The following is a 12,221-nucleotide window of genomic DNA, read 5'->3' as shown; positions in this document are numbered from 1 at the left end:
CCCATGGCCAATTTGGCCGACGAGTACGGCACGGACGTCGAGATCTGCATCAAGGCCCTGACGACGACCATCCACGCCGACACCTCGACCGGCGCCCCCGCACAGCTCCACGACCTGCTGGAACAGCTCGGCTTGGAACGCCACGAATACCCCACGGGCGGGCCGCTCTACATCTGGCACACCGTGCCCGAACACCTCGGTGCCGACGAGCAGAAGCGCCTGGCGAGCCGCGCCATCCCCGCGCTGCTCGTGGCCGGTTACGAGGTCAACTGCACGCCCGACGTCTTCGACGAAGCCACCTACCGGCAGGCCGTGCACGACATCCGCACCCGTGCGGCCCGCCCTGCCGCGCAGCAACCGGCACCGCCGGCCAGCTCTCCCTCGCGCCCCGCACCGGCCCGCCACACCCCGTAAGACGCCCGGGCGGCCCCGGCACCACGCCGGGGCCGCCCCCGCACCGCCCGATCCCCGGAGAAACCCGTAGCAGCCCGCACACCCCCACCGATCAGCAACCGGCTCAAACCCCGACTCGCGACAGCCCTGTTCCGCCGCTACCTGCGCGCCTGCATCCCGACCGGCCCCGACCGCGCCTCCCCGCTGGCCGGCGCCCGCCCGGAGGCCGTCCTCGCCGAGACGCAGCGCGTCGGTCACCGCCACCACCACTGACCGTCCACCGACCCGGAGGAGCATGTCCCGCCCCGCGCCCTACCCGGTGAGACTGGCCGACGAGATCACCCGCCAGCTCGGCCAGCTCGCCGACCACCTCTCTCAGCTTCCCCCTCCCCAGGCCGCGCAGGTCATCGCCCGCGTTCTCGACCCGGACGCCGGAGTCCTCGGCGGCGTCACCCACCTCGTCGCCACCGGCAGCGTGTTCGCCAAGGACCAGGCAGAGCGAGGCGCCCTCCCCGCAGAGGTGTGGCTCGCGCTGGGCCGCGCCTCGAACGAACTGCACGACATCACCCTCGACCTGGACGAACACAAAGACGCCCTGCAGCACGTCGGCACCCTGCCCGCCACCACCGCGGCGAAGCCCCCGGCACCCGCCCCGCTCGTCGTCCGGCGGCGCCGGTGAAGAAGAAGCAGTGGCAGGGCTGGGGGCCAGGCGAGCAGGCCGAGCAGCACTACCTCGTCCAGCCCCGTGCCCTCGCCGGCGGCGGCGACGTCCGGCACGTCTCGGAGTTCCTGCGCGCCTCGGGCTGGCGGGACAAGTCCAAGTCGGGCGGTCCTCTGTTCATGGAGAGCCCGGACCGCACCGTCCGTGTCGCCTACGACCCCTATGTTTTTCCCGGCGGGTGGACCATCCACGGCAGAGCGGACGGCCCCAACGGCGAGTGGTCGGCGCACCTGGGCCGGCAGACGCCGGTGGAGATCGTCGCCGGGTTGACCGACGCCCTCACCCGTCCCCGCTCCGCCCACGCCCCCAACGTCTGGGCGCCGTTGCAGGAGCAGAACTGGCACACGCATTTCGAGGGCGAGCACTACATGGCGACCAGCCCCGACGGCACCGCGTGGATGCAGTACCACCAGGGCGCCGACGGCTCGGCGATGTGGTGGACCGGAGCGAAGGACAAGCAGGGCAACGGCTGGACGGCCAACTTCACGCCGAACACGCCGATGCACCTGGTGCAAGCCTTCTCGACCGAACTCGCCGGCCCCGATCCCGTGATGCGCCCGCGCGGACGCGTTCCGCACAGCGCGCAGATCCGTACCTGGTCGGTCTCCGTCAAGCCCTCCCAGCTCAGTGCGTGGCAGCAGGCCCGGATCACGGCCGCCCGCGCCGCCACCTGGGCCCGCAACAGCGCCCGAAGTACCCGGCCGCGCACCAGCGTCCGTCCCTACACCCCGGCCGGCGGCGCCCGGACCCGCCGCTGACCCGCCGCCCCGTTCCAAGGAGCCCGATGCCCGCACTCACCCCGGACACCATCCGCACACTGACCGAAACACTGTCGGACCTCACCGACTACCTGCGCGAGAACCCCGACCCCGTGGAAGCCCTCGCCCTCGTCGAGCCTCTCCTCGACGAGTACACGGGCCTGCCCGTCCAGCTCGCCGACACCCTGCGCGCCCTCGCTCGTGCCGTGCAGGACCACCCGGACACGCCGCGCACCGCGCAGGTCGACGTTCGGACTGCCGAGTTGCGCACGGCCGCGTGGGAGCAGGCCGACCAGCACACCCTCCACTACGTCCTGGACGACCTCCGCGACCTGTACGGCAGCGCCGCCGCGAGCGAGCCGGGGTGCTGCTGGTGCCGCTGAGCGAACGGCAGCTCGCCGCCTTCGCAGACAAGCACGCCGGGCAGATCCCGTTCGACACCAGCCCCCGCCACCTCGCCGGCCCCGGAGACGCCCGCCACGTCACCCACGGCCTGGCCGCCGCCGGATGGAGCGCCGTCTCCGACCCCCTGAGCGCCGAAATCGTCCTGCGCAGCCCCGACCTTCGCCACCGCCTCCAGTTCGACCCGCAGTCCCGCACCTCCGCGTGGTGGCGGCTGCGGGCGGAGCCCACCGACACCGAGCCCGGCTGGTACGCCGAGTTCGACGAACTCGTGCCCGCCGAGATCCTCGCCGGCTTCACGGACGCCCTCATCGTCCCGCCGCCACAGCAGCCGGACCCATGGCAGCCGGTGACCTCGGCGGGGTGGCACCGCGACTCAGACGCCACAGCGCGCTCGCCAAACTCCATGTGTCACATCGAACTGCGCCCGTTGAGCGAATTCCGCGACCGGCCGTCCTGGCACGTCGAGACCCGCCAGCCCGGCCACGGAGAGTTCCACGGCCCGCGCATCTGGCACGCCTACTTCGACGAACACACCCCCGCCCACCTGGTCGGATCGTTCCTCACCGCACTGGCCGACCGTAGCCCGCTCCAGCGCGGCATGTACGACCGCACCGGCCACTACAGCGCCGTGCAGGAGCCCAGCCCACTGCGCCCACAGCAGGTGGTCGACGCCCACGCCACGCGCCTCAAATCCCTCCGCGCGCAGGCACGCTCCGCCCGCCGGCAGCAGACGAAACCCGCGACGACCCCGGCGAACGTCGGCCTAGCCCAGCCGGCCGCTCGCCGCTGAACCGACAGGACTCCACCTCATCTCCACCGACCACCACGCACACCGCGACTTCCTCCGCCACCTCGACGACTATCTGAGCGACAGCAAGAACATCCTCGACGCCTGGGACGCCTACTCCGACGAGCACACCGACCTCGACGGCTGGCCCCACGACGACCACGCCTACGGCATGCGCGCGAGCCAGCGCGACGCCGACACCCTCACGGCGTTCGAGCCGCTCCGCTACGGCGCCCGTCACCTGCTGGCCACCGCCGAGACACAGCTGGCCCATCTGCCGGAGAACACGGTGCAGAGCCGCTGGGTCTACCAGTTGGGCGTTCTGCACGCCGCCCTCGACCGGCTCGACGAACTGCACGAGCAGTGGCTGGAGACCCGAGACGCTCTCCCGGCCACCGCCAAGCCCGGCACCGCCGACTTCGACGACGCCCTCGCCGAGCATCACGCCGAATCGTGGAGCTACCTCGACGACTGGGCCACCCACGGAAAGGCGCTCCGGGAAATCAACTCCGCCGCTCGCAAGGCCCGTTCGCCCCTGGCCCCCATACCGGCCCCCGCACCCGTCCGGCGCACTGCGGCACGAAAGTGAGCATGCCCCCGACTCCCGAGACCGTCGAGGTCGACTTCATCGCACCGCGTCACCTCACCGGCGGCGGTGACCCCGCCTGGATCACCGTCCCCCTCCATCGTGCCTGCGGCTGGAGTCACGGCAACGACCCCCTGATGCCGCGCGTCCTGCTCTCCAGCCCCGACCAGAAGGCCCTCCTGCGCCTGGAGCCCGACCCCGACGGCCAGTGGTGGACGTTGAGCCACGCTGCGGAGCCGGACCGGCCCGCCTGGTACGCGAGCTTCAGCGCCCGCACGCCCGTCGAACTCATCGCCGCCGCCACCGACGCCCTCACCGACCCGGCCCCGCCGGCGGGCGCGCCCTCCGATCCGTTCGAGCCGCTCCAACAGATCGGCTGGTCGCCCGCCTCCGCGGGCAACGGCCTCGTGTCGCCCGACGGCACCGCGTATCTCCAGCGGCTGGGCAGCGCGGAAGAACCGGGAGCCTGGTTCGTCACCGCCACGCTCGGCCCGGCCCGGCCGGTGTGGCAGGCCCGCTTCGGCGCGCACACTCCCGCCCGCCTGGTCGCCGCGTTCACCGCTGCGCTCGCCGATCCGAAGCCCGTACCGAGCATCGACAGCGGGTGCAGTCTCCCGACCCACGACCCGAACGTCGTCACCTATAGGACCACGGACGTGCTCGCCGTGTACGTCGCCGGGGCGCTGGAAGAACGCGTCCACTCCCTCGCTGCCCGGCGCGCCGCCCCGCCGACGAGTCCGGTCCCCTCGCGACAGCCGCCGGCCAACAACAGCCGCAGCCGCTGATCCCCCGTTATCTTTTTCGCGGTCCTGCAACGGGGCCGCTGGCCTCCGGGCCCGGTATGACTGTTGCCCCCTGTCGAAGGCATGACCTGGGGGGTGGTGTCGCCGGGTCCGGGGGTGTTCGTCGGAGACGCTGATCAGAGGTCCGGCCACCGTCCGGTCCGGCGCAATGCCGGGCAGTTCGCGGGCGGCAGGTCTGCATAACGTGGATGCGCGAGCACGACACCCGAGCCGAGGCCGGCACCGTCAACACCCCTGGAAGGGTGCGATGTTCGAGATCGAAGACGTGGGCGTGTTCCTCGGCCTGGACGTCGGCAAGTCCGCTCACCACGGCCACGGACTCACCCCGGCCGGCAAGAAGGTCTTCGACAAGCCGCTGCCCAACAGCGAACCGAAGCTGCGGGCCGTGTTCGACAAACTTGCCGCGAAGTTCGGCACCGTCCTGGTCATCGTGGACCAGCCCGCCTCCATCGGTGCCCTCCCGCTGACCGTCGCCCGCGACGCCGGCTGCCGCGTCGCCTACCTGCCCGGCCTGGCCATGCGCCGGATCGCCGACCTCTACCCCGGCGAGGCCAAGACCGATGCCAAGGACGCCGCGGTGATCGCGGACGCGGCCCGCACCATGCCGCACACCCTGCGCTCGCTCGAACTCACCGACGAGATCACCGCCGAGCTCACCGTCCTCGTCGGCTTCGACCAGGACCTCGCCGCAGAGGCCACCCGCACCTCCAACCGGATACGCGGCCTGCTCACCCAGTTCCACCCCTCCCTGGAACGCGTCCTCGGGCCACGTCTGGACCACCAGGCTGTGACCTGGCTGCTGGAGCGCTACGGCTCCCCGTCCGCCCTGCGCAAAGCCGGCCGCCGCAGGCTCGTCGAACTGATCCGGCCCAAGGCCCCACGCATGGCCCAGCGGCTGATCGACGAGGTCTTCGACGCGCTCGACGAGCAAACCGTTGTGGTCCCGGGCGCCGGCACCCTCGACATCGTTATCCCCTCTCTCGCCGCGTCCCTGGCCGCCGTCCACACCCAACGCCGGGCAATGGAAGCCCAGATCAACGCCCTGCTGGAGGCCCACCCTCTTTCCCAGGTCCTGACCTCGATGCCCGGCGTCGGCGTCAGGACCGCCGCCGTCCTGCTGGTCACCGTCGGCGATGGCTCCAGCTTCCCCACCGCCGCCCACCTGGCCTCCTACGCCGGTCTCGCGCCCACGACAAAGCAGTCGGGCACCTCTATCCACGGCGAACACGCCCCCCGAGGCGGAAACCGGCAGCTCAAACGCGCCATGTTCCTCTCTGCCTTCGCCTGTATGAACGCCGACCCCGCCTCCCGCGCCTACTACGACAAGCAACGCGCCCGCGGCAAGACCCACACCCAAGCCCTCCTCCGCCTCGCCCGCCAACGCATCAGCGTCCTGTTCGCCATGCTCCGCGACGGCACCTTCTACGAGACTCGGGCGCCGAAAGACGTTGAGCTCGCCGCGTGACCCCAGCAACACCGAACTACCCCAAACCCACCACGGGCGCCTTGACGAAACACATAGAGGCACCCCCCCCCGTCCCCGCCCGGAAGCACGTAGCCCTTGCCCCCTTCCTCCTCCAACAGCAACACCGACGGGTACGACCTCGTCCTGCGCCTCCTTCTCGGAGTGCTCGCCGTCGTCGTCCCCCTGTCCCACCTCGCCTGGCTGTCCGGCAACATCACCGCCTACCTCACCGGCGCCACCTGGGCCCCCTACCAGCCGACCACCGCCCTGCTCCACCCCGAGCAGGTCTGGCCCGACGCAGGAGAAACGTCCCTGCTGATCAGTGCCCGCATCGTCCCCGTTGTCCTGCTCCTTGCCCTCGGTGTGGGGGCGGGCATCCTGTGGGCCCGGCACAAGAACCGAAGGGGCGGTCGGCAGAAGATCACCGACATGGCCAAGGCCCGGGACATCAAGCCGCTGATGGCCAAGGCGATCACCGACAAGGCCCGCTCTTTGCGCCCAAGTCTGAAGGACACCAAGCGCATCGACGCGAAGGACACCGGCATCCTCCTCGGTAATCTGCAGGGCAGCCGCCACGAGGTACGGATGGGGTTCGAGGACGTCGCCGTCGCGATCATGGCGCCCCGGTCCGGCAAGACGACCTCGCTCGCCATCCCCTCCATGCTCAGCGCGCCAGGCCCGGTCCTGCTGACGTCGAACAAGGCCGCCGGAGACGCCTTCACCACTGCCTACGAGGCCCGGGCCAAGGCGGGGGCGGTGTGGACCATGGACACGCAGCAGATCGCCCACGCCGCACGCGAGATGTGGTGGAACCCTCTCGCCAGCGCGAGAACCCTGGACGGGGCGAACCGGCTCGCCGGGCATTTCCTCGCAGCCTCGGTGGACGCCTCCCAGCAGGGCGACTTCTGGTCGAAGGCCGGCAGCAACATCCTGTCCCAGTTGCTGCTGGCCACGGCGCTCGACGAGCGACCGATCACCGACATCATGCAGTGGCTCGCCTTCCCCGCCGACCGCACTCCGCTCGATATTCTCCGCGACCATGATTTCGCCGCCGTCGCCGCTCAGCTCAAAGGAACCGTCGAGGGGCCGCCGGAAACGCGCGATGGAATCTACGAAACAGCCCGGCAGTACGCCTCCGCGCTCTTGAATGCGGAAATAGCCGCGTGGGTGACACCGCAGAAAGACGTCCGGGAATTTCGACCGGAGCAATTCGTCACCTCGACTGACACGCTTTTCCTGCTCAGCAAGGACGGCGGAGGCGGAGCTTCGGCGTTGATCGCGGCCTGCGCGGACTCCGTGATGCGTGCCGCAACCGCTCAGGCCGAACGCGCAGGCGGACGCCTTGACCCGCCGATGCTCGCGATCCTCGACGAGGCCGCGAATGTTTGCAAGATTTCAGACCTCCCGGATTTGTATTCGCACCTCGGAAGTCGCGGGATCATCCCTATCACCATTTTGCAGTCCTACCGCCAGGGCCAAAAGGTTTGGGGGGACGCGGGTATGGATGCCATGTGGTCTGCCTCGACGGTAAAGGTCATCGGCAGCGGCATCGACGATCCCGATTTCGCAGACAAGTTGAGCCGTTTGATCGGCGACCACGACGTGGAGACCACGTCCACTTCGCACTCGGAGTCCGGCAAGTCGACCTCGGTCAGCATGCGGCAGGAGCGGATCCTGCCCGCCGACGCGATCCGTGCCCTCCCCAAGGGCACCGCGCTCTGCTTCGCCACCGGCATGAGGGCCGCCATGCTCGATCTGCGCCCGTGGTACCGGGAGCCCGGAGCGGAGGAGCTGTCCGCGGCGTCCGCCCGCGCGTCGAAGGCGATCACCGCCCGCGCCGTGGCGAAGCACGCGCCGGCCCAGTCCGACTTCGGGAAGGCCGTGTGAGCGACGTCCGGCTGCACCTGGTGCCGGTCCGCTCACGTGAGGCGAAGGACTTCGTGCGCGACTGGCACCGCCACCATCCGCCGCCCGTAGGTCAGATCTTCGCCGTCGGAGCCGCCGACGAGACCGGCACGCTGCGCGCCGTGGTCATCGTCGGCCGGCCGGTGGCCCGTCACCTCGACGATCGTCAGCTTCAGCGTTCGTCGACAGGCGGCAGCCGAGTTCAACCACCGCTCGCGAGGCGGACCCGTCACGGTCTTGCCCAAGCACTGCGCGCTCACCTCTTCGGCCTCCCCACAGACGCAACCCCGCTGCCCACCGCCCTCGATGCGCTCCTGCCGGCCACCCACACCGCCACCAGCCCAGAGCAGCAGACCGCGGTCCTGCGGCAGCTCGCCGAGCAGCTGCGTAACGCCACCGAGATCATCCAGCGCTACCAGTACCGAGCCCAATGGGACCGCCTCGCCGACTCCGTCGCGGAACAGCTCCGTGACGCCCACGACCAGGCCCATCAGATCCCCCAGGCCCTCGACCGCGTGGCTCCCGCCTTCAGCAGCCGACCCACCACGGACACCACGCCCGGGCCGCAACCCGATCACGGCCGGAGCGCCACTGCTCCCGCGACCACCCCGACTCCACCGGCCGTACGCCACCGCTGATCTACGGCGACAGGGCTACCGCCGGGAAAGGCGCCACCCTGACCACCCACGACGCCCTCCACACTCTTCTCACCCAACCCGCATGCTCACTGGCCGTGTTCGTCCCCGCGGGCATGCACACGGCAGCCGCAGAACGTCGTCACCTCGACGCCCTCGCCCACGCCGGGTGCGCACTGTTCGAGATCGGGCTGGCACACCACACCGCCGTCCTCGACGGCCCCGTCATCCAGAGCGCGTACCGCCGCGCCCTGATGCGCGGCAGCGTCCTCGACCGCACCCTCCGCGCGGTCGAACATGCCGCCAGCCTCCGACCGACCGTAGTCATGACCTACTGGGAACCCGTCAGCCGCCACGGTCCCGAACACCTGGCCCGCCTGTTCGCCGAGGCCGGCGCGACCGGAGTGATGGTCGTGGACCTGCCCACCCACCAGGCGGTCCGCTGGCAGGCCGCCGCCCAGAGCGCGGGCCTTCGCACCCCACGCCTCGTCCCGCGTCACACCACCGACGCCGACCTCGCCCACATGGTGACCGGGGCATCGGGATGGCTCTACGCTCCCGCCAGCAGCGCTCCCACCGGCTACCAGGGCCCGCTCGACATCCCGGCCCTCTCCGGCTTCACCCAGCGTCTGCGCGCCGCGAGCCCGCTGCCCGTGGTCTCCGGGGTGGGGGTCTCCACCCCCGACCTCGCAGCGCGCGTCGCCCCACTGGTGGACGCCGTCGTCATCGGCACCCCCATCGTCCGCGCCCTGGCCACCGCCCCCGACCAAGCCCCCATCCTGGCCGCCGCGTTCGCCCAGGCCCTGCGCCCGACCACCCCCCGGAGGACCGTGCCTGATCGTCCTACACCGGTCGAGACCCTCGCCCGGATCACCGCCGACGCCCTGACCCTGCACAGGGCCCTACGCACCAACGCCACCAACCACACGCACGCACTGACTGAGCGGATCACCGAGGCCCAAGCCCTCGCACGCATTGCCCTTCAGCTGTTCAGAGACCTCGCACAGCCAACGCCGCAGGCCACATCGGCAGATCTTCAACTCCTCCTCCGAGTCGCGCAGATCACCAAGGCCGCCCAGGACGCGGGCGCCGAACTCACCGCCGCTCTCGCCCGCGCCCTGGAGAACCAGCGCCGCCGAAACGGTGTGTCGTCAGGACCGGTCGTACTCATCGGCCCCTCACCCCAGCAGTTCATCGAGTCGGCCACCGACCTCCTCGACCGCATCCCCACCCTCTACCGCCACATATACCGCGCCCAGGCGGCGTTCCCGGATACCCGCACGTGTTGCTCGCCCTGGGCGTGCCGCAGAGGTACCGACGCGCTCGCGCAGGACCTTGGGCTGGCCACGTGATACTCGATCTCTTCGCGGGGCCGGGCGGCTGGAGCAGGGCACTGGGCGTCCTCGGCATTCGCGACGTCGGTCTGGAATGGGACGAGTGGGCCTGCAGGACCCGTTCTGCCGCCGGGCAGTTGACGGTTCGGACCGACGTAGCGATGTATCCGACGTGGCCCTTCGTCGGCCGCACCCGCGGGCTGATCGCCTCCCCGCCGTGCCAGGCGTGGAGCATGGCCGGCAAACGCCTCGGCCTGGTGGACCAGCCGCTGGTGCACGCAGCGGTCGAGGACCTGGCCGCCGGACGTGACACCCGCGAGCGGCTCCTCGCAGCGTGCCGCGACGAGCGCTCCCTCCTCGCGGCCGAGCCCATGCGCTACCTCTACGCCCTGAACACGGTCGGCGAGCCCGAGTGGGTCGCCATGGAGGAGGTGCCGGACGTTCTTCCGCTGTGGATGCAGTACGCGGCTGTCCTGCGCGGCTGGGGGTTCTCGGTCTGGTACGGGATCCTCAACGCCGCCGACTTCGGTGTTCCACAGACGAGGAGGCGGGCGATTCTGCTCGCCTCCCGGGTCCGTACGGCGCAGCCTCCCACGCCGACACATGCCCAGGTCGATGAGCCTGACTCGTTGTTCGGTCCGGGCCGCGCCCGCTGGGTGAGCATGGCCGAGGCCCTGGGATGGGGCGCGACCGACCGGCCCGTCCCTACCGTCTGCGCCGGCGGCGGACCCGGCGGCGGGCCTGAACCGTTCCCGTCGGGCTCCCGCAAAACGCTGTCCGATGCCCGGGAGCGCGGCACCTGGATGCCCCGGCCGGACGGAGTGGTCCTGCAGTCCCGTCGCGAAGGAGCTGGATGGGCCGCCCGGCACGGCACCCGTGAGAACCGTGCTGCCAGCGCTCCGGCGCCGACGTTCACCGCCGAGGCCCACCGCTGGTCCTGGTCGCTGCGCAGCAACAACCAGGCCAACACCACCATCCGGTCCATCCAGGAGCCGGCGGGCACGTTGTTCTTCGGGCACCGCGCGAACGAGTGCACCTGGGTCGCCGAACCGGCCGCTGCGCCGACACAGGGCACGGACGCCCCCGCCGTGCCGGAGCCGATCCGGATCACCGCCCGCGAGGCCGGCATCCTGCAGACCTTCCCCGCCGACTACCCCTGGGCCGGCAACAAAAGTCAGGTCTTCGGCCAGATCGGCAACGCTGTCCCGCCGCTGCTCGCTGGCCACCTTCTCGCCCCGCTCCTCGGCGTCGCCCTCGACCCCGACGACTTCACTCTCGCCGCCTGATGCCCCACGCCCCCGAACCCGACGAAGACGACCTCGACGCCATCGCGCCGCCGCAGCCGGTGTTCCACGTCGAGCAGGCCCTCCTCGGCGCCCTCCTCCTCGATCCGCGCCGTCTCGGCGACGTGACCGGCATCGCCGCCGACGCCTTCTCCACTGCCGCGCACGCCGCCCTGTTCGCCGCGATCAGTACCCTGCCTCCGCCCGACCCCGCCGAGCACGCGAAGAACACCAAATGGCTCGACCGCGTGCTCGCCACGGGACGTGGGCAGGCGCGCGGACTGACCGCCTCGTACCTGCACACCCTCGTCCAGGTCTGCCCCTGGCCTCGCCACGCACCGGCCTACGCACGGATGGTCGAGGCCGAACACGCCCGCCGCCGTCTGCAGACGGCCGCCGAACGCCTCGTCCAGACCGTCCACGATGCCTCCCTCCCGCATCCCGTCCAGACGGTGCTCGCCGAGGCCGACGCACTCGCCGCGGTCGTGGACGACATCGCGAGCCGCTTCCCTCCGCGCGCCGGCGTCCTGCCCCGCACCCCGGCACCGCCGCCAGCCATCGCGCCCGACCACACCGAGGCGGTCGAGGAGGAGCAGCTGCTGCTCGCGACCGCCACCGCCCACCCCGCCGACATCGACTCCATCCGGTGGCTGCTCCCCGACGACCTCACTCTGCCGCTGCACGCCGGCCTGTGGCAGTGCCTGACCACCCTCGCCCGGCGTCGCGAGCCCGTCGACCCCGTCACCGTCTTGTGGGAGGCCCAGCAGCGCGGTCTGCTGGACGACGGAAGCGAACCGGGCGTGGTGCTCCGCCTGCTGGCCGAACCGGCTGGTTCCGTAGAGCACTGGGGCGAGCGCGCCCTGCAGCGTTCCCTCCTGGCCACCGCCGATCACACCGGCCGACTCATCGAGGCGTACGCCAGCGACCCGGCGAACACACCGTTCCAACTCGTCGTCGGCGCCCGCCGATCCCTCGCCGACATCGGCGCCGTCCGCACCCGCTGGCAGCACGCCACCGGAACGGTCCCGCCGCAGCGACCGCGACCGGCGCCCACCACCCGCGCCGGCCCGCCGACCACCACGGCCGCGCACACCGCCCGCGCTGCGCGAGCAACCCGATAGCGCCCGCATACGCCGGTGGCCGGAC

At 71.3% G+C, this 12,221-nt stretch carries 13 protein-coding genes; all 13 read left to right on the top strand.

Annotated elements, in window-relative coordinates:
• Nucleotides 1–3 precede the first annotated feature (3 nt).
• The 13 genes from OG507_RS32045 (at nt 4) to OG507_RS31985 (ending at nt 12,196) form a co-directional block, all read left to right on the top strand.
• Nucleotides 4–414 carry a hypothetical protein gene (locus tag OG507_RS32045; RefSeq protein ID WP_327370589.1) on the top strand — a complete coding sequence of 137 codons (411 nt, stop codon included), beginning with the start codon at nt 4–6 and terminating at the stop codon, nt 412–414.
• Between the two features lie 274 nt (nt 415–688).
• Nucleotides 689–1,072, top strand: a complete 384-nt coding sequence (locus OG507_RS32040; protein WP_327370588.1) for a hypothetical protein — start codon at nt 689–691, stop codon at nt 1,070–1,072.
• A complete protein-coding gene (locus OG507_RS32035; protein ID WP_327370587.1) occupies nt 1,069–1,872 on the top strand; it encodes a DUF317 domain-containing protein in 804 nt (267 codons plus the stop codon). Before OG507_RS32040 ends, OG507_RS32035 begins: the two co-directional genes overlap by 4 nt.
• 26 nt (nt 1,873–1,898) lie before the next feature.
• Nucleotides 1,899–2,255 (top strand): hypothetical protein, encoded by a 357-nt coding sequence (locus OG507_RS32030; protein ID WP_327370586.1) that lies wholly within the window; start codon nt 1,899–1,901, stop codon nt 2,253–2,255.
• Nucleotides 2,246–3,067: a DUF317 domain-containing protein gene (locus OG507_RS32025; protein WP_327370585.1), complete on the top strand. Its 822-nt coding sequence runs from the start codon at nt 2,246–2,248 to the stop codon at nt 3,065–3,067. Before OG507_RS32030 ends, OG507_RS32025 begins: the two co-directional genes overlap by 10 nt.
• 169 nt (nt 3,068–3,236) lie before the next feature.
• Entirely contained in the window at nt 3,237–3,653 is a 417-nt protein-coding gene (locus OG507_RS32020; RefSeq protein WP_327370584.1) for a hypothetical protein, read from the top strand.
• 2 nt (nt 3,654–3,655) lie between these two features.
• Nucleotides 3,656–4,435, top strand: a complete 780-nt coding sequence (locus OG507_RS32015) for a DUF317 domain-containing protein (protein ID WP_327370583.1) — start codon at nt 3,656–3,658, stop codon at nt 4,433–4,435.
• A 265-nt stretch (nt 4,436–4,700) separates the two neighbouring features.
• The gene (locus tag OG507_RS32010; RefSeq protein WP_327367044.1) at nt 4,701–5,918 is read left to right on the top strand and encodes an IS110 family transposase; all 1,218 of its coding nucleotides are present in this window, start codon (nt 4,701–4,703) and stop codon (nt 5,916–5,918) included.
• A 96-nt stretch (nt 5,919–6,014) separates the two neighbouring features.
• The gene (locus OG507_RS32005; protein ID WP_327370582.1) at nt 6,015–7,805 is read left to right on the top strand and encodes a type IV secretory system conjugative DNA transfer family protein; all 1,791 of its coding nucleotides are present in this window, start codon (nt 6,015–6,017) and stop codon (nt 7,803–7,805) included.
• Entirely contained in the window at nt 7,802–8,461 is a 660-nt protein-coding gene (locus OG507_RS32000; protein WP_327370581.1) for an XF1762 family protein, read from the top strand. The genes OG507_RS32005 and OG507_RS32000 overlap by 4 nt, the downstream gene beginning before the upstream one ends.
• The gene (gene trpA, locus OG507_RS31995) at nt 8,458–9,810 is read left to right on the top strand and encodes a tryptophan synthase subunit alpha (protein ID WP_327372172.1); all 1,353 of its coding nucleotides are present in this window, start codon (nt 8,458–8,460) and stop codon (nt 9,808–9,810) included. Before OG507_RS32000 ends, trpA begins: the two co-directional genes overlap by 4 nt.
• Complete coding sequence (locus OG507_RS31990) at nt 9,807–11,078, top strand: DNA cytosine methyltransferase (protein WP_327370580.1); 1,272 nt, start codon at nt 9,807–9,809, stop codon at nt 11,076–11,078. The genes trpA and OG507_RS31990 overlap by 4 nt, the downstream gene beginning before the upstream one ends.
• A complete protein-coding gene (locus tag OG507_RS31985) occupies nt 11,078–12,196 on the top strand; it encodes a DnaB-like helicase N-terminal domain-containing protein (RefSeq protein WP_327370579.1) in 1,119 nt (372 codons plus the stop codon). The genes OG507_RS31990 and OG507_RS31985 overlap by 1 nt, the downstream gene beginning before the upstream one ends.
• The last annotated feature ends 25 nt before the right edge of the window (nt 12,197–12,221 follow it).

Source organism: Streptomyces sp. NBC_01217, assembly GCF_035994185.1.
In the GTDB taxonomy this organism is placed as follows: domain Bacteria; phylum Actinomycetota; class Actinomycetes; order Streptomycetales; family Streptomycetaceae; genus Streptomyces.
Note: the sequence above shows the minus strand (reverse complement) of the source record. Positions and strands in the feature narration are given on the sequence as shown.